Below are 18,051 nucleotides of genomic sequence, written 5' to 3' on the forward strand. Positions count from 1 at the left end.
GACAGTCCGGTCAGGGCCATGACGGATCGGTCAGCGTGCGGGTGGCTGTTCGCCCAACGGCACCACCGCCATGGTCAGCCGCGACACGCAACTGGCCTTGCCTTCATCGCTGGTCAGGCGGATGTCCCAGACGTGAGTGGTGCGGCCGATGTGAATCGGCTTGGCCACCGCCGTCACCCGCCCACTGCGCAGGCCCCGCAGGTGGTTGGCGTTGATCTCCAGACCCACGCAATAGAACTTGCTGGCGTCGATGCACAGGTAACTGGCCATCGAGCCGACCGTCTCGGCCAGCACCACCGAGGCGCCGCCGTGCAGCAAGCCATAAGGCTGGTGGGTGCGATGGTCGATCACCATGCTGGCCGTCAGGGACTCTTCGTCGAAGGACTCGAAACGGATGTCCAGCACTTCGCCGATGGTGTTTTTCTGGATTGCGTTCAACTGCTCGATGTCGGGAGTGGTGCGCCACAAGGTCATCGCAGGCTTTCCTTTGTTGTTTTGATCGTCACTCAATCCTGCCACAGCACCGCCTCGCTGCGCTCGCTCCATTCTTCGAAGCGCGCGCCGTAGGTGTCTTCGATGACGTTGCGCTTGATTTTCAGGGTCGGCGTGAGGAAACCGTTCTCCACCGCCCAACTGTCCTTGACCACCACCAGACGGCGCAGCCGCTCATGCTTGTCGAGCGCGGCGTTGACCTCCTCCAGCAGCTTTTCCAGGCTCGAATGCAGTTGCGGTCGTGCGTCTTCATGCCCGGCTGCCGAGATCACACACAGCCCCAGCGGTGCACTCAGACCATCGCCGACCACACAGACCTGCTCGATCCGGGTGTGTACGGCGAGGCGGTTTTCGATCGGCGCCGGGGCGACGTACTTGCCTTTGCTGGTCTTGAAGATTTCCTTGAGCCGCCCGGTCAGGCGCAAACGGCCTTCGGCGTCCTGCTCGCCCTTGTCACCCGTGCGCAGGAAACCGTCGGCGGTCAGGGTTTCGGCGGTTTTCTGCGGTTCCTTGAAATAGCCAAGCATGTTGGCCTGGCTGCGCACCTGCACTTCGCCGGATTCGTCGATTCGCACCTCGACGTCAGGACATGGCCGGCCGATCCAGCCTTCCTTGTATTGCCCCGGCAGGCAGATATGCGAATAGCCGCAGCTCTCGGTCATGCCGTAGACCTCCAGCACGTCGAGCCCGAGCTTCTGATACCAGCGCAACAAGGTCAGCGGCACCGGCGCGGCACCGGACAACGCCACGCGCAAGGCATCCAGCCCCAATCCGACCAACACTTTGTGGCCGATCCGTTTGCCGATAAAGGGCAGACCCAGGAGGAAATCCAGACGTTTCGCCGGGATCTTGCTGTAGACGCCCATCTGGAATTTGGTCCAGATCCGCGGCACGCCAAACATCGCCGTGGGCCGCGCGCGCTTCAGATCGGTGAGAAAGGTATCGAGGCTCTCGGCAAAGAACACCGTCTGCCCGGTATAGATCGACGCCAGTTCGACGAACATGCGCTCGGCGACATGACACAACGGCAGATAGGACAGCAGCCGGTCGTTTTCATTGAGGCCGAACAACTGCGTGCCGCGGGTGGTGGCGAAACCGAGATTGGCGAAGCTGTGCATCACGCCTTTAGGCAGGCCGGTGGTGCCGGAGGTGTAGATGATCGTCGCCAGTTGATCGGCGGCGGGACGTGGATCGTCCTGGATCGGGGAATAGCGTTGCAGGTCGCCCCAGTTGAAATCGAAGTCGCCCGGCGGGTGCAGCGGCAGGCTGATGGTCGGCAGATCAGCCGGAACACCGGTCGACATCCCCGGCCAGTCATCCAGTTTGCCGATAAACGCCAGTACGCTTTGCGAGTGAGTGAGTACCTGATTGACCGAGTCGGCCGTGAGATTGGGATAGAGCGGCACCGAAACATGCCCGGCCATCCAGATGGCCAGGTCGGCGATGATCCAGTGGGCGCAGTTTTTCGAGATCAGCGCGATGTGGCTGCCCTGTGGCAACTCCCGGGAGCGCAGCCAGTGTGCGGCACAACGGGCCTGATGACCGACGTCGGCCCAGGTCAGCGTCTCGACCTGCCCGCCGCCGACGGGTTGCACCAGAAAGCGTTGGCGCGGGTGCCGGGCCTCGCGTTCGTAGAACACGTCCAGCGGCAATCGAAAAGCAGCAGACATGCGACTCGCTCCTTTCTTTTTGGGATGGAGCAAGCGTAGTCAACCAAGCAAGTGCTTGGTTGACTATTTCATACAAAAAATTTCACGGATGCTTGAGGCTGTTGAGCGTCATCGACCCGATCAGCAACTCGCTGTGTTCGAGCTCGGCGAGCCCGGCGGTGCTGACCTTTTCCGGCGGATAGCCGGCGCCGTGTTGCAGGTAGCTGAGCAGATGCCCGACCAGCGGATTGTGGCTGACCAGCAGCACATTGCTTACCGACACCAGTTGCTCGGCGACGCGGTCCGGATCGACTTCCGGTGTCAGCCATTCGACCGTGCGGATCTCCGGTTCGAAGCCCAGCGCCTCGCGCACCAGCTGTGCGGTCTGCTGCGCCCGCAAGTACGGGCTGGCGTAGATCGCCGTCAGTGGCTGGCCCATCAACCGGGCGGCGCTGCTGAGCACTTCCTTGCGACCGTGAGCGGTCAGTTCCCGCTCCGAATCGGGTCGTGAGCCATAGGGCTCGGCCTCGCCGTGACGCAATACCCAGAGTTTCATAGCTTGGGTTCCTCATCGCGGGCCGGATGCGGTGCTGGCGCGACAACGTGTGGCGCTTCACCTTCCGGGGTACGCGGCGCCGGCCAGTCGGCGAACGGCCAAGGCTTCTGGTCGCTGTGGAAACTGCCGAACCGGCCGATCTGGGCCAGGAACTGGCTCAGGCTGTCGCCGAAATTCATCAGACCGGCGCTCGGGGCGCCATAGATCAAACGATAGATCAACTGCACCAGCACCAACGCGCCGAGGATGAACTGCGCCACCTGCCAGACCAGGATGTAGACAATCATCCACAACACCCGCAGGAGGATGGATTCATATTTGGCTTCGGTTTTCGGATCGTTCATGGCCTGTTCCCTGCTGAATCAGTTGAAACCACTGGTGGAAATAAAGTCGACATCGGTTTTCGGCTCGGCACGCATCAGCAGACCGATCACCTGCTCAAGCGTGCGCCCTTCGAACAGGATCGCATGCAGTCCGGCGACCAGCGGCATGTACACGCCAACCTCCTGAGCCTTGGCCTTGAGCACTTTCAGGGTGTTGACGCCTTCGGCCACTTCACCCAGGCGCGACACCGCTTCGTCGAGACTCAAGCCCTGACCGAGGGCGAAACCGACCTGGTAGTTGCGGCTCTTGGGCGACGAGCAGGTGACGATCAGATCGCCGACACCGGCCAGACCGAGGAACGTCATCGGGTTGGCACCCTGATTCACCGCAAACCGGGTCATCTCGGCCAGGGCGCGGGTGATCAGCATGCTCTTGGTGTTTTCGCCCATATTCAGTGCCACCGCCATGCCGGCGATGATCGCGTAAACGTTTTTCAGTGCGCCGCCCAGCTCCACGCCGAAGCGGTCGGCGCTGGCGTAAACGCGGAAGGTACGGCCATGCAGCGCGGCCTGCACGGCCTTGCAGAGTTCTTCGTCTTCGCTGGCAACCACCGTGGCGGTCAGCGCGTGCTCGGCGATTTCCCGTGCCAGGTTCGGCCCGGAAAGCACGCCGATGCGCGCCTGGGGGGCGATCTCTTCGAGAATCTGGCTCATCAGTTTGAAGGTATGGGCTTCGATGCCCTTGGTCAGGCTGACCAACATCTTGCCGCTCAGGCGCTCGGCATGAGGCGCCAAAACCGTGCGCAGCGCGCTGGACGGCAACGCCACGAAACACAAATCGCAGGCATCGAGGGTTTCCTGCAGGTCGGTGACGGCAGTCACGCCCGGCAGAATCTTGATGCCCTTGAGATAACGCGGGTTCTCGCGATTGACCCGGATGGCCTCGGCCTGCTCGGGGTCACGCATCCACTGCCGGACTTGATGGCCGTTCTCGGCCAACAGATTGGCCACGGCGGTACCGAAACTTCCGCCTCCCAGGACCGCAATCGGGCGCTGTTCAGTCATATGTAATCCGTTAATCCATACCAGTGGCGATGCGGGCATTATACGGAGCGGCCCCTTCTCGGACAGCCCCGGCGTCAATTACCCGCACTTGTAGGAAGAAGACCAATAAAACCGAGGAAAATGCCCGCAACGTGACTGGAAAAGTCACTGTCCTCGGTTAACATGCGCGCCAATTCTTTGCTATCAAGGCTGCGTCGTGTTTTCTGGCATTCCCTCCCCGCGTTCGTCCCTGCTGCTGGCGCTGGTGTTCAGCCCGATGCTGCTGGCGGACGACCTGTTTGTCGACAGCGAGGCCTTGCCCCAGATCCTCACGGCCACGCGCCTGAAACAATCGCCGGCGGAGGTCCCCGGCAGCATGACCGTACTCGACAGCGAACTGATCAACGCCAGCGGCGCCAGGGACATCAGCGAACTGCTGCGCCTGGTGCCGGGGATGATGGTCGGCAACATCAGCGGCAATCAGGCGGTGGTGAACTATCACGGCACCAACGCCACCGAAGCGCGGCGCATGCAAGTGCTGATCGATGGCCGCTCGGTGTACCGCGCCGGCCTGGCCACGGTGGACTGGAGCGACATCCCGGTGGCCATGGAAGACATCGAGCGCATCGAAGTCTTTCGCGGCCCGAACACCGTCAGCTATGGCGCCAACGCGCTGATGGCGGTGGTCAACATCATCACCCGCAACCCCGCCGACAGCCACGGCACACGGCTGAAAATCACCCGTGGCCAGCGTGGCATCAACGATTTCTATGCCAGTCAGGGAACAGGCTGGAATGGCGGCGACCTGCGCCTGTCGCTGTCGGGCCAGGAGGACGACGGCTTCGACAGCGATCGCACCGGCGCCGATTACCGCGACAGCCGCCGTTTGAACCGCTTCAGCCTTGCAGTCAGCCAGACGCTGAGCGACAACCAGAGCGTGGACTGGCAGCTCAATGCCAAGGACGGGACCAACCAGCGGCCCTACACCTACCGCCCGGTGTTCTCCGGGATTACCGCTGCCGGAAACAATTCCGACGTGATCGCCAAGGACTACGCCGGCTCGGTGCGCTGGAACCTGGACATCAACCCCGATCACAGCCTTTATGTACAAGGCTCGGCGCAACACTGGGATCGTCAGCAGACCTGGCGCGCCTGCGACGCCGAGGTCTCGTTCAGCCCGCAACTGACGGAGCTGTGGCAACTCAACCCCAATTACACCGAGCAACTGGCGCGCAACATCACCCGCTTCACCGGACCCGGTGCTGCGCCCGGCACACCCGCGGAAATGGCCCTGGCCAATCAGGTGCTCGATCAATGGCGCAATGGCGCCAGCCGTACCCTGTGCGGGGACATCGACCAGAGCACCCGGGAATCGCGCTATGACCTGGAATTACAGGACACTCTCAGCCTGTCCGACAGCCTGCGTCTGGTCAGCGGTTTGAACTATCGTTACGACCGGGCCGACTCCGAGACCTATTTCAACGGAATGCTGGACGACACCACATGGCGCGCATTCGGCCAACTGGAGTGGCGCGCCAGCGAACACTGGCTGTTGCAGGGCGGCGCCATGTTTGAAAACACTCAACTGATCGGCAGCTCGCTGACGCCCAGGTTTGCCGTCAATTACCTGATCAACCCGCGACACAGCCTGCGCGCGGTGTACTCGGAAGCCATCCGTTCTCCGGACATGTTCGAAAACAACGTCAACTGGAGTTATCAGGTAACCAACCTGCGCCCCTCCGCCTATGGCCAGACATCGGCCCGCTACTTCGTCAAGACCCGGGGCCCCGGCGATCTGGACCAGGAACACATGCGCTCGCGAGAACTGGGCTACAACGGCTTTTTTCCGGAATGGGGCCTGGCGCTGGACGTGAAGCTGTTCTACGACGAAATCACCGGGATGATCAGTGAGCCGCTGCGCAACAATCAGTACATCGCCAGCAACGCCAACGACTCGCGCTTTCGCGGCACCGAAACCCAGGTTGACTGGCGCGTGAGTGCAGCCGATCGACTGCGCCTGACTTACGCCTACGTCGACGCCGAAGCAAGCAACCCGCTGGACCAGCAATTCACCGCGCGCAACAGCGGATCGGCCGGTTGGCTGCGCGATTGGGGCCACGGCTGGAACAGTGCCCTCTTCTATTACGGCGACAACGCACTCAATGGCTATCGCTTCGAGCGGGTCGACACGCGCATCGCCAAACGCATCCCGTTGGGCAAGGCCCAACTGCAACTGGCCGGGGTGCTGCAACAGCGTCTGGACAATGAGCCGACCACCTTCGTCGACAACAATTACGACGAACGCCGGGTGATGTATTTCAGCGCAGAGCTGGAGTTCTAGATGCGTTACGCCCTGTCACGGAAGATGCCAACGGCCGGCCAATGGCTGGCCGGGCTGTGTCTGTTCGTGACGGCCTGGCTGCACGGCGTGGCGGTGCAGGCGGCCGACATTCTGCTGACCGGCGCCGAGGAAAGCCCCGGCGTGCAGTCCTTCGTCCAGGCCCTGAGCGAACTGCGCCCCACCGACCGCGTGCATTTCCAGCCGCTGGCGAGCCTGCCGGCGCCGGGCAAGTTGCCGTCCAGCCTGCGCCTGATTCTGCTCGACCTGCCGAGCCTCGACTGGCGCATGCAGGAAAGCCAGGGCCCGGCGACTCTGGTTCTGCGCATCAGCCGATTGCAGGCCCGGCAACGCTTTGGTACCGCGCAACCGCCGCACTTGAGCCTGCTGTGGAGCGATCCGCCGCTGAGTCGCCAGTTGCAGCTGATCCGACGGATCCTGCCTCAGGCCCGGCGTGTCGGTGTGCTGTTCGACCAGCACAGCGAGTTCCTGCTCAAGGAGCTGCTCGCCGCTGCACAACCAATGAACCTGCACGTGGTCCCGCAACGCTGGGACAACACCCACGACAACCGTCCCTTGCAGACCGTGCTGAAAAACAGTGATGTGCTGCTGGGCCTGGACGACCCTGACCTGTACAACCCGAAAACAGCAAAGAACCTGCTGCTGAGCAGCTATTCACGGCAACTGGCGCTGGTCGGCCCCAACGTCTCGTTCGTGCGCGCCGGCAGCCTCGCCAGTACCTACAGCGATCAGAGCGATTGGCTGGCAGTACTCGACGAACTGCTCGACCGCCCACCGACCGCCTGGCCGCGATCGCTCTACCCCGGGCGCTTCAAAGTCTCAAGCAATGCGCAGGTGGCTCGTTCATTAGGGATAGAGCCGATAAATGAAGCGTCTGTCGCCGCAGAGCTGGCCGAAGGAGAGCGCCGCCCATGATTTTCCGCCGTTGGGACATCAATACCCGCACCCAGTTGATCAGCCTGGGCCCTGCGCTATTGCTGACCTTGCTACTGATCAGCTTTTTCACCTTCGTGCGCATCCAGGATTTGCGCCAGGAGCTGAACCATACTGGCCAACTGATCGCCAACCAGCTCGCGCCCGCTACCGAGTACGGGGTGATTTCCGGCAACAACGAAGTATTGGAAGGCCTGCTCAAAGCCACACTGGCCACGCCCAATGTGCGGTTCCTCGAAATCCAGGACAGCGCCAACCGGATTCTGGCGTATGTCGAACAACCGTCGGACACCCACAAGCGCCCGCATCAGGTCGAAGTGTTCCAGGCGCCGGTGCGGCTGCAACGGATTGCCTTGCACAATGATTTCTTTCAGGACGGCAAAAGCACCAACGGCGGTGCCGCCGAGGATTATCTGGGGCGGGTGATCGTCGGCCTGTCCAACGATGCGTTCAGTCAGCGCCAACAGGAGATCCTGCTCAAGGCCGGGATCCTGGCACTGTTCGCCCTGCTCTTCACCTTTGTCCTCGCACGACGTCTGGCCGGCAGCCTGTCGCAGCCGATCCGCGATATCGGCGATGCGGTCAAGGCGATTCAGGACGGCGACTACAAGACCCCGTTGCCGATTGTCGATGACACCGAATTGGGGGCCTTGTCGCAGCACATCAACAATCTGGCCCAGGCGCTGGAACAGGCCAGTCGTGAACAGCATCAAGCCATGGCGCAACTGATCCAGACCCGCGAAGAGGCGGAGAAGGCCAACAACGCCAAATCGGATTTCCTGGCAATGATGAGCCATGAACTGCGCACCCCGATGAACGGTGTCCTGGGCATGCTGCAACTGCTCGAAACCACCGACATGACCGAGGAGCAGATCGAATACGCGGCGCTGGCTTCCGAGTCCACCGAGCATTTGCTCAAAGTGATCAACGACATTCTGGATTTCTCGCGTATCGAGCGTTCGGAGCTGGAGCTGGAACATATTCCGTTCAACCTCGCCGACCTGATCGGCGCCTGCGCTCAGTCTTTCCAGCACAGCGCGGCACAGCGTGGCCTGGCCCTGCAACTGCGGATTCCCGAAGACCTGCGCGGCTTGCAGGTGCAGGGCGACCCGACGCGGATCCGACAGATTCTGGTCAATCTGGTGGGCAACGCGTTGAAGTTCACCGAACAGGGTCGCGTCAGCATCGAGGCGCAGTGGCAGTCTCTGGATCACGAGTTGCTGTGGTTCACCTGCTCGGTGCGCGACAGCGGCATCGGGATTTCTTCGCAAAGCCTGGAATTGATGTTCAACGCGTTCCAGCAGGCCGACAGCTCGATTTCGCGCCGTTATGGCGGCACCGGCCTGGGCCTGCCGATCGCCCGTACCCTGGCCGAACGCATGGGCGGCACCTTGCGCGCGCAAAGCGAAGAAGGTCGCGGCTCGGTGTTTACCCTGGAAATTCCGCTGGCTCTATATAAACAGGCCTTGCCGACACTGGCCGCGCCACGAGCGGCGAATGGCGACGGTCACGGCGAAGGTCGCAACGTGCTGTTGGTGGAAGACAACCCGGTCAACCAGACTGTGATCGAAGCCATGCTGCGCAGCCTGGGCTTTACTGTCAGCGTTGCCACCGATGGCATGCAGGCCGTGCACAGCGCCGGGGGCAATCGGTTCGAGGCGATCCTGATGGACTGCCGTTTGCCGATCATCGACGGTTACGAGGCGACCCGACAGATTCGTCGTCTGCCCGGCTGCGGCCAGGTTCCGATCATCGCCCTGACCGCCAACGCCTTGCAGGGCGACCGGGAAAACTGCCTGTCGGCAGGCATGAACGATTACCTGGCCAAGCCGTTCAAACGTAATGACCTGCAGCAGATTCTGCAGCGCTGGGTGCAGTAGGAAGGCCCTTTCGAGCATCTGCGACTGGCGTGAAAAGCGAAAGTGCGGCAGTCTTAGGCACCCAATCGGGCCTCAAAAGGGGCTTGAATAAAAATTTCAGTGCACAAGTGTACATTCATGTCCTTGGTGCTGTGACTTTCACCACAACGCAATAGTCTATGAGTAGGCTGCCGGTTCGAGGCATGAACGCGTCGATCGGTCGGGAAGATTTGCCCCACCTGCCGCATGGGATTATTGAGGAGCTCGCATGACCAAACAAAACGCCTTTACTCGGGAAGACCTGCTGCGCTGCAGTCGCGGTGAGCTGTTCGGCCCAGGTAACGCGCAACTGCCCGCCCCGAACATGCTGATGGTGGATCGCATCACCCTGATCAGCGAAGAAGGCGGCAAGTACGGCAAAGGTGAATTGGTCGCCGAGCTGGATATCAACCCTGACCTGTGGTTCTTCGCCTGTCACTTCGAAGGCGATCCGGTGATGCCGGGCTGCCTGGGTCTGGATGCCATGTGGCAACTGGTCGGCTTCTTCCTGGGCTGGCAAGGCCTGCCGGGCCGTGGCCGTGCGCTGGGTTCGGGCGAAGTGAAATTCTTCGGCCAGGTCCTGCCGACCGCCAAGAAAGTCACCTACAACATTCATATCAAACGCGTCCTCAAGGGCAAGCTGAACCTGGCCATCGCCGACGGTTCGGTGACTGTCGACGGTCGCGAAATCTACACCGCCGAAGGCCTCCGGGTCGGCGTGTTCACCTCCACTGACAACTTCTAAGGGTTATCCGCATGCGCCGCGTCGTTATCACTGGTCTGGGCATTGTTTCTTGCCTGGGCAATGACAAAGAGACCGTCTCCGCTAACCTGCGTGCAAGCCGCCCTGGCATCCGGTTCAACCCGGAATATGCCGAAATGGGTCTGCGTAGCCAGGTTTCCGGCTCCATCGACCTCAACCTTGAAGAACTGATCGATCGCAAGATCTATCGTTTCGTCGGCCACGCAGCGGCTTACGCCTACCTGGCCATGAAAGACGCCATCGCCGACTCCGGTCTGACCGAAGAGCAGGTGTCCAACCCGCGTACCGGCCTGATCGCAGGTTCCGGTGGTGCGTCGACCCTGAACCAGATGGAAGCGCTGGATGTCCTGCGCGAGAAAGGCGTCAAGCGCGTCGGCCCATACCGTGTAACGCGGACCATGAGCAGCACCGTTTCGGCATGCCTGGCCACTCCGTTCAAGATCAAGGGCCTGAACTACTCCATCGCTTCTGCCTGCGCCACCAGTGCTCACTGCATCGGTACCGCCATGGAACAGATCCAGATGGGCAAGCAGGACATCGTGTTCGCCGGTGGCGGTGAAGAGGAGCACTGGAGCCAGTCGTTCCTGTTCGACGCAATGGGCGCCTTGTCCAGCAAGCGCAACGACACCCCGGAAAAAGCCTCCCGTGCCTACGACGCCGACCGTGACGGTTTCGTCATCGCAGGCGGTGGCGGCATGGTCGTGGTCGAGGAGCTGGAGCACGCTCTGGCCCGTGGCGCGAAGATCTACGCGGAAATCGTTGGCTACGGCGCGACCTCCGACGGCTACGACATGGTGGCCCCAAGCGGCGAAGGCGCCATCCGCTGCATGCAGATGGCAATGTCCACCGTCGACACCCCGATCGACTACCTCAACACCCACGGCACTTCGACTCCGGTCGGCGACGTCGCGGAAATGAAAGGTGTGCGTGAAGTGTTCGGCGACAAGGCGCCGGCCATCAGCTCCACCAAGAGCCTGTCGGGTCACTCCCTGGGCGCTGCCGGCGTTCACGAAGCGATCTACTGCATGCTGATGATGGAAGGCAACTTCATTGCCGGTTCCGCCAACATCGACGAACTGGACCCTGAAGTGGCCGATCTGCCGGTGCTGACCAAGACCCGCGAAAACGCCACCATCAACACCGTGATGAGCAACAGCTTCGGCTTCGGTGGCACCAACGCCACCCTCGTGCTGAAACGCTGGGAAGGCAAGTAATTCCCTTCCGTTGAGCCGCACATGAAAACGCCCCGACTGGTTCGGGGCGTTTTTTTTCACCTGCACAAAACTCTCCGGACAAACGCAAAACCTGTGGGAGCGAGCCTGCTCGCGATGGCGGAGTGTCAGCCGCCCGAGACGCTAACCGGAATACCGCTATCGCGAGCAGGCTCGCTCCCACAAGGGATTCGGTGCGCGACAAAGATGAAGCTTTTGTCATGGAACTCAATGCCCTGCGACTGAATGTCGCGGTTTCTGCGGGCTCCAGGACTGTTGCAGATTTCGCAAGGATACGTTGCACAAATCAAGCGTTTACTTAGCAGGCTAACAAATTCTATAAAAGAGCCCTGCACACGCCTTGCTGCAGATAACAGAGATTGGAGCTAGCAGATGACTGTAAAAGTAACTGAACGCGACGATTCACACATGTCCCATGAAGGCGTAGCCGCCGGTGTACGGATCTGGGATGTGCATCAACAAGACTTGCTGGTCGGCATGTTCCACAACGAGACAGACGCCCACAACTACAAGGCCGAACTGGAACTGCAAGAGCGGCAGCGGGATCTGAAATCCGCTTGAACCGAAAACCACAGCATTGAAAACGACAAACCCCGCCATGAGCGGGGTTTGTCGTTTTCGGGTTTCAGGGCCGCTTCGCAGCTGGCCGCAAGCCGCTTACCACATCAGATCATCAGGGATCACATAGGCCGCGTACGGATCGTCCTCGGCATTGACCTCTTCGACCTTCTCGTTGAGCTGCACGATGCGCTGTGGATCGCGTTCCTGAATCTTCAGGGCCGCCTCACGAGGAATCACTTCGTAGCCGCCGGCATGGTGCACGATCGCCAGCGAGCCGCTGCTGAGCTTGTTGCGCATCAGCGTGTTGACGGAGATGCGCTTGACCTTCTTGTCGTCAACGAAGTTGTAGTAGTCCTCGGTGGTCAGCTTCGGCAACCGCGAGACTTCGATCAACTGCTTGACCTGGGCAGCGCGGGCCTTGGCTTCCGCCTTCTCCTGCTGCTGACGGTTCAGTTCCTGATCGCGCTTGACCTTCTCGGCCATGGCTTCCTGGGCGGCGCGCTGCTGGGAGTCATCCAGTTCGATCTGGCCTTTGTGGGCCAGGCGCTGTTGCTTCTGTTTGTCTTTGCTGACCTGCTTGGCCTGCTTTTGGTTGACCAGTCCTGCCTTGAGCAACTGGTCGCGAAGGGAAAGGCTCATTGATGCTTACTCACTTGGGCAACGGCTCAGCCGCAGCTGGGCAAATTCTTTTCCTGACGTTTGGCTTCGCCCCACAGGGCGTCCAACTCTTCGAGGGTGCAATCTTCCATGGGTCGGTGGGTGTCGCGCAATGCCTGTTCAATAAAACGGAAGCGCCGCTCGAACTTGCCGTTGGCGCCACGCAATGCGGTTTCCGGATCGACCTTCAGATGCCGGGCCAGATTGACCACGGAAAACAGCAGATCGCCGATCTCGTCCGCCACCGCTTGCGGGTCATTCTCGGACATGGCTTCGAGCACTTCATCGAGCTCTTCGCGCACCTTGTCCAGCACCGGCAAGGCATCCGGCCAATCGAAACCGACCTGCCCCGCGCGCTTCTGCAACTTGGCCGAGCGGGACAGTGCCGGCAATGCGGCCGGCACATCGTCGAGCAGTGACAGTTGCTGCGGCTCGGCGGATTTCTCGGCGCGTTCTTCGGCCTTGATCTCCTCCCAGCGCTGCTTGACCTGCTCTTCGTTCAGACGCGGCACGTCCAGCGGCGCATACAGATCGCCAGTGGGAAACACGTGCGGATGGCGACGGATCAGCTTGCGGGTGATGCTGTCGACCACTCCGGCGAATTCGAACCGTCCCTCCTCCCGCGCCAGCTGACTGTAATACACCACCTGAAACAGCAGATCGCCCAACTCGCCCTGCAAGTGGTCGAAATCGCCGCGCTCGATGGCATCGGCGACTTCGTAGGCCTCTTCAAGGGTGTGCGGGACGATGGTCGCGTAAGTCTGCTTGATGTCCCATGGGCAGCCGAACTGCGGGTCGCGCAGACGGTTCATCAGGTGCAGCAGGTCTTCAAGGCTGTAGGTCGGTTTCATGGAGTCCGGTTACGCCGTGTCTCGATGATGTTCGGCAACTGGGAAATCCGCCCCAGCAACCGGCCCAGCGCGTCCAGCCCCGGAATCTCGATGGTCAGGGACATCAGCGCCGTGTTGTCCTCCTTGTTCGAGCGGGTGTTGACCGCCAGCACGTTGATCCGCTCGTTGAGCAGCACCTGCGAGACATCACGCAGCAGACCGGAACGGTCATAGGCGCGAATGACGATGTCCACCGGATAGGTGAGCACCGGAACCGGCCCCCAGCTGACCTGGATGATTCGCTCCGGCTCGCGCCCGGCCAATTGCAGCACCGAGGCGCAGTCCTGACGGTGAATGCTCACGCCGCGGCCCTGGGTGATGTAACCGACAATCGCGTCGCCCGGCAACGGCTGGCAGCAGCCGGCCATCTGGGTCATCAGGTTGCCGACGCCCTGGATCTGGATGTCGCCGCGCTTGCCCGGCTTGTAGCCGGTGGCCTTGCGTGGAATCAGCTCCAGTTGTTCGTTGCCGCGCTCCGGCTCGACCAGTTGCTGGGCCAGATTGACCAGTTGCGCCAGACGCAGGTCGCCGGCCCCGAGGGCGGCGAACATGTCTTCGGCGGTTTTCATATTGGCCTTGTCGGCCAGCTTGTCGAAATCCACCGCCGGCAGACCGAGGCGATTGAGCTCGCGCTCGATCAGGGTCTTGCCCGCTGCGACGTTCTGGTCGCGAGCCTGCAGCTTGAACCAGTGAACGATCTTCGCCCGCGCCCGGGACGTGGTGACGTACCCCAGGTTCGGGTTCAGCCAGTCACGGCTCGGCGTACCGTGCTTGCTGGTGATGATCTCGACCTGCTCGCCGGTCTGCAGGCTGTAGTTGAGCGGCACGATGCGCCCGTTGATCTTCGCGCCGCGGCAGTTGTGACCGATTTCGGTGTGCACGCGGTAGGCGAAGTCCAGCGGCGTCGCGCCCTTCGGCAAGTCGATGGCGTGACCGTCCGGGGTGAAGATGTAGACCCGGTCCGGTTCGATGTCGACCCGCAGCTGTTCGGCGAGACCACCGATGTCGCCCAGCTCTTCGTGCCACTCGAGCACCTGACGCAGCCAGGAGATTTTCTCTTCGTAGTGATTCGAGCCGGATTTGACGTCGGTACCCTTGTAGCGCCAGTGCGCGCAGACGCCGAGTTCGGCCTCTTCGTGCATCGAATGCGTACGGATCTGGACTTCCAGCACCTTGCCTTCGGGGCCGATCACCGCCGTGTGCAACGAGCGGTAGCCGTTCTCTTTCGGGTTGGCGATGTAGTCGTCGAACTCTTTCGGAATGTGCCGCCACAGGGTGTGGACGATACCGAGCGCGGTGTAGCAGTCGCGCATTTCCGGCACCAGCACGCGCACCGCACGCACGTCGTAGATCTGGCTGAACTCCAGTCCCTTGCGCTGCATTTTGCGCCAGATCGAATAGATGTGTTTGGCCCGGCCGCTGATGTCGGCGTCGACGCCGGTAGCCTGCAATTCGTCCTTGAGCTGGGTCATCACGTCGGCGATGAAACGCTCACGGTCGAGCCGCCGCTCGTGCAGCAGCTTGGCGATCTGTTTGTATTGATCGGGCTCAAGGTAACGGAAGGACAGGTCCTCCAGTTCCCATTTGATATGGCCGATGCCGAGACGGTGGGCCAGTGGCGCATAAATGTCGAAGACCTCCCGGGCGACCCGGTTGCGCTTTTCGTCATCGGCGGTCTTCACCGCACGGATCGCACAGGTACGTTCGGCAAGCTTGATCAGCGCGACGCGCACGTCGTCGACCATCGCCACCAGCATCTTGCGCAGGTTTTCCACCTGCCCCTGAGTGCCCATCACCATCGACTGGCGCGGGCTGAGACTGGCGCTGATGGCGGCCATGCGCTGCACGCCGTCAATCAGCTTGGCAACCACCGGCCCGAAGCGCTGGCTGACCGCCGACAGTTCGATCTGACCTTCGCGTACGCCACGGTAAAGCACCGCCGCGACCAGCGAATCCTGATCGAGCTTGAGGTCGGCGAGAATCTCTGCGATCTCGAGGCCGGTGCTGAAACTGCCGCTGCCTTCGGACCAGAGATTCTTCGCCGCGTTGGACTGTTGCTCGGCCTGGCGAGCGTACTCGCAGGCCTCCTTCAAGGCTTCGCGATCCAGTGCCAGATCGACACTGACCGCATGATCGAGCCAAGCCTCGAGATTGATACTGCCGTCGGTGTTGATCGGCTGGTGTGCTCTCACCTGTACCATCTTGCTTTACCTTCCCTACGACGCAGACTCAATGCGTCAAATCACTGACCTTGATTGCCCGTTCGCACTCGTGGGGCTAAGACAAGTGCTGCACGGGCCGATCAGTCGGATCAGACGAGCCATCCTGGCTCGCTTCAAATAACGCCATGGCCTCGACATGTGCCGTCTGAGGAAACATATCGAGAATCCCGGCACGTTTTAACCGGTAGCCCTGCTTGATCAATTCGACCGTATCGCGCGCCAGAGTTGCAGGGTTGCACGACACATACACCAACCGCTCGGCACCCAGTGTCGCTAGCTTGCGCACCACCTCGAAAGCACCGTCACGCGGTGGGTCCAAGAGTACCGCAGAAAAGCCGTTTCCGATCCACTCGGCATCGGTCAAAGGCTGGGATAAATCGGCTTGAAAAAACTTTGTGTTATGCAAATTGTTACTAGCGGCATTGGCTGCGGCGCGATCGACCATCGTCTGCACGCCCTCGACCGCCACCACTTCGCGCACGATTTTGGCCAGCGGCAGGGCAAAGTTGCCCAGACCACAGAACAGATCGAGCACGCGCTCATCGGCGGTTGGTTTCAACCACTGCAGCGCCTGGGCAACCATGCCTTCGTTGACGCCGGCATTGACCTGGATGAAATCCCCCGGTCGCCAGGCCAGCTCCAGATCCCACTGTTCCAGGCGATAGCCCAGCGACTGCGTGGCATCAACTGGTTGCGGCCCGTTTTCGCCGTGCAGCCACAACTGCGCTTCATGGAACACGCAGAAATCCTTGAGGATCGTCAGGTCGGCCTCGGACAACGGCGCCATGTGACGCAGCAGAACGGCCAGGGACGAGCCACTGAATAATTCCACATGCCCCAGCGCCTGCGGTTTGCTCAGGCGACGGAGCATCTCCGGCAAGCGGGTCATGATCGGCTGCAAGGGCTGTACCAGCACCGGGCATTCGTTGATCGCGACGATGTCCTGGCTCCCGGCGGCACGGAAACCCACTTCGAGCTTCCTGGCTTTGCTGTCCCAGCGCACAGCGATCCGGGCGCGACGACGGTAGCCGAATTCCGGACCGGTCAAGGGTGCGGCCCATTCCTCGGGTTCAACACCGGCGACTCGCGACAACTGCTCGGCGAGCATGCGCTGTTTCAGGGCAAGCTGTTCGTTGTGGGGCAGATGCTGAACACTGCAACCGCCACAGCGGCCGGCGTGCTGGCACGGTGCGGGACGACGCAACTCACTGGCGCTGAACACGCGTTCGGTACGCGCCTCGACCACTTTGCCGTGGGCGCCGAGCACCCGCGCTTCGACCTCTTCGCCGGCGAGAGCGCCGAGGACGAACCAGGTTTTGCCTTCAAAAAACGCGATACCGCGACCGTCATTGGCCAGGCGCTCGATGCTCAGGCGCTGCTTTTTGCCGGTCGGGATTTGCGGGGCCTTGCTGCCACCGGTGGGCTGAAAGCGCAGGCCTCTCTCATGCTTGGCCATCAGTTGGGCGCGTCGAAAATGCCGGTCGACAGGTAACGGTCGCCACGGTCGCAAATGATCGCGACGATCACCGCGTTTTCAACTTCTTTGGACAGGCGCAGCATTGCTGCCACTGCACCGCCCGAGGACACGCCACAAAAGATGCCTTCTTCGCGGGCCAGACGCCGGGTGACGTCCTCGGCTTCGCTTTGCGCCATGTCGACGATGCGGTCGACGCGGTCGGCCTGATAGATCTTCGGCAGGTATTCCTGCGGCCAGCGGCGAATGCCGGGAATGGCCGAGCCTTCCATCGGTTGCAGGCCGATGATCTGTACGTTGTCGTTCTGCTCTTTCAGGTAGCGCGACACGCCCATGATGGTCCCGGTGGTCCCCATGGAGCTGACGAAATGGGTGATGGAGCCCTGGGTCTGACGCCAGATTTCCGGGCCGGTGGTGGTGTAGTGCGCTTCGGGGTTGTCCCCGTTGGCGAACTGATCCAGCACCTTGCCACGGCCTTCGGCTTCCATTCGCTGAGCCAGATCGCGAGCACCTTCCATGCCCTCTTCCTGGCTGACCAGAATCAGCTGCGCGCCATAAGCGGTCATCGCCGCCTTGCGCTCGGCGCTGGAGTTGTCCGGCATGATCAGGATCATCTTGTAACCCTTGATCGCGGCAGCCATGGCCAGCGCGATCCCCGTATTGCCCGAGGTCGCTTCGATCAGCGTATCGCCGGCGTGGATCTGCCCGCGCAACTCGGCACGGGTGATCATCGACAGCGCCGGACGATCCTTCACCGAACCCGCAGGATTGTTCCCTTCGAGCTTGAGCAATAGGGTGTTGCTGGTGACACCGGGCAGGCGCTGCAAACGCACCAGCGGCGTGTTGCCGACGCAATCGGCGATGGTTGGGTACTGCAAGGTCATGGCGTTTTTCGCAATCCGGACAGCGGGGGCGCCTATCATACCGGCAAACCTGCGCAGGCCATATCACGCAAAGTGTGGTGCTTATGGTTTCTTGGAATAAGCAGTAAAAGTCGC

Annotated in this window: 16 protein-coding genes; 6 read left to right on the forward strand and 10 right to left on the reverse strand. The window is 61.4% G+C overall.

Translation table 11 applies throughout. From position 1 onward, the window contains the following. Positions 1–30 precede the first annotated feature (30 nt). The 5 genes from C6Y56_RS20905 to C6Y56_RS20925 form a co-directional block, all read right to left on the reverse strand. Positions 31–474 carry a hotdog fold thioesterase gene (locus C6Y56_RS20905; protein ID WP_169431468.1) on the reverse strand — a complete coding sequence of 148 codons (444 nt, stop codon included), beginning with the start codon at positions 472–474 and terminating at the stop codon, positions 31–33. A gap of 32 nt (positions 475–506) precedes the next feature. Then, positions 507–2,162 carry an AMP-binding protein gene (locus C6Y56_RS20910; protein ID WP_169431469.1) on the reverse strand — a complete coding sequence of 552 codons (1,656 nt, stop codon included), beginning with the start codon at positions 2,160–2,162 and terminating at the stop codon, positions 507–509. A gap of 82 nt (positions 2,163–2,244) precedes the next feature. Continuing rightward, on the reverse strand, positions 2,245–2,697 hold the full coding sequence (sixA, locus tag C6Y56_RS20915) for a phosphohistidine phosphatase SixA (protein WP_085710970.1): 453 nt from the start codon (positions 2,695–2,697) through the stop codon (positions 2,245–2,247). Further along, positions 2,694–3,041, reverse strand: a complete 348-nt coding sequence (locus C6Y56_RS20920; protein WP_169431470.1) for a DUF4389 domain-containing protein — start codon at positions 3,039–3,041, stop codon at positions 2,694–2,696. The genes sixA and C6Y56_RS20920 overlap by 4 nt, the downstream gene beginning before the upstream one ends. A gap of 18 nt (positions 3,042–3,059) precedes the next feature. Next, the gene (locus C6Y56_RS20925; RefSeq protein WP_169431471.1) at positions 3,060–4,085 is read right to left on the reverse strand and encodes an NAD(P)H-dependent glycerol-3-phosphate dehydrogenase; all 1,026 of its coding nucleotides are present in this window, start codon (positions 4,083–4,085) and stop codon (positions 3,060–3,062) included. A gap of 256 nt (positions 4,086–4,341) precedes the next feature. Here C6Y56_RS20925 and C6Y56_RS20930 point away from each other — a divergent pair, with 256 nt between their 5' ends. The 6 genes from C6Y56_RS20930 to C6Y56_RS20955 all read left to right on the forward strand — a co-directional run bounded on the left by C6Y56_RS20930 (position 4,342) and on the right by C6Y56_RS20955 (position 11,810). Further along, the gene (locus C6Y56_RS20930; protein ID WP_432760333.1) at positions 4,342–6,405 is read left to right on the forward strand and encodes a TonB-dependent receptor plug domain-containing protein; all 2,064 of its coding nucleotides are present in this window, start codon (positions 4,342–4,344) and stop codon (positions 6,403–6,405) included. Beyond that, the gene (locus C6Y56_RS20935) at positions 6,406–7,338 is read left to right on the forward strand and encodes an ABC transporter substrate-binding protein (protein WP_169431473.1); all 933 of its coding nucleotides are present in this window, start codon (positions 6,406–6,408) and stop codon (positions 7,336–7,338) included. Next, complete coding sequence (locus tag C6Y56_RS20940) at positions 7,335–9,236, forward strand: ATP-binding protein (RefSeq protein WP_169431474.1); 1,902 nt, start codon at positions 7,335–7,337, stop codon at positions 9,234–9,236. Before C6Y56_RS20935 ends, C6Y56_RS20940 begins: the two co-directional genes overlap by 4 nt. Positions 9,237–9,483: 247 nt before the next feature. Then, the gene (gene fabA, locus C6Y56_RS20945) at positions 9,484–9,999 is read left to right on the forward strand and encodes a 3-hydroxyacyl-[acyl-carrier-protein] dehydratase FabA (protein WP_003227150.1); all 516 of its coding nucleotides are present in this window, start codon (positions 9,484–9,486) and stop codon (positions 9,997–9,999) included. An 11-nt stretch (positions 10,000–10,010) separates the two neighbouring features. After that, the gene (gene fabB, locus C6Y56_RS20950) at positions 10,011–11,231 is read left to right on the forward strand and encodes a beta-ketoacyl-ACP synthase I (protein WP_169431475.1); all 1,221 of its coding nucleotides are present in this window, start codon (positions 10,011–10,013) and stop codon (positions 11,229–11,231) included. A 390-nt stretch (positions 11,232–11,621) separates the two neighbouring features. Next, positions 11,622–11,810, forward strand: coding sequence for a hypothetical protein (locus tag C6Y56_RS20955; RefSeq protein ID WP_169431476.1), 189 nt, complete (start codon positions 11,622–11,624; stop codon positions 11,808–11,810). Positions 11,811–11,906: 96 nt separating this feature from the next. Here C6Y56_RS20955 and C6Y56_RS20960 read toward each other — a convergent pair whose 3' ends face one another. The 5 genes from C6Y56_RS20960 to cysM all read right to left on the reverse strand — a co-directional run bounded on the left by C6Y56_RS20960 (position 11,907) and on the right by cysM (position 17,937). Next, entirely contained in the window at positions 11,907–12,449 is a 543-nt protein-coding gene (locus C6Y56_RS20960; RefSeq protein WP_011335479.1) for a DUF2058 domain-containing protein, read from the reverse strand. Positions 12,450–12,475: 26 nt separating this feature from the next. Further along, positions 12,476–13,318, reverse strand: a complete 843-nt coding sequence (gene mazG, locus C6Y56_RS20965; RefSeq protein WP_169431477.1) for a nucleoside triphosphate pyrophosphohydrolase — start codon at positions 13,316–13,318, stop codon at positions 12,476–12,478. After that, positions 13,315–15,558: a GTP diphosphokinase gene (gene relA / locus C6Y56_RS20970; protein WP_169431478.1), complete on the reverse strand. Its 2,244-nt coding sequence runs from the start codon at positions 15,556–15,558 to the stop codon at positions 13,315–13,317. Before relA ends, mazG begins: the two co-directional genes overlap by 4 nt. Positions 15,559–15,634: 76 nt before the next feature. Beyond that, positions 15,635–17,035, reverse strand: coding sequence for a 23S rRNA (uracil(1939)-C(5))-methyltransferase RlmD (gene rlmD, locus C6Y56_RS20975; protein WP_169431479.1), 1,401 nt, complete (start codon positions 17,033–17,035; stop codon positions 15,635–15,637). Continuing rightward, complete coding sequence (cysM, locus tag C6Y56_RS20980; RefSeq protein ID WP_169432681.1) at positions 17,035–17,937, reverse strand: cysteine synthase CysM; 903 nt, start codon at positions 17,935–17,937, stop codon at positions 17,035–17,037. The genes rlmD and cysM overlap by 1 nt, the downstream gene beginning before the upstream one ends. Positions 17,938–18,051: the final 114 nt, after the last annotated feature.

It is taken from the genome of Pseudomonas fluorescens, assembly GCF_012974785.1.
GTDB lineage: Bacteria > Pseudomonadota > Gammaproteobacteria > Pseudomonadales > Pseudomonadaceae > Aquipseudomonas > Aquipseudomonas fluorescens_BT.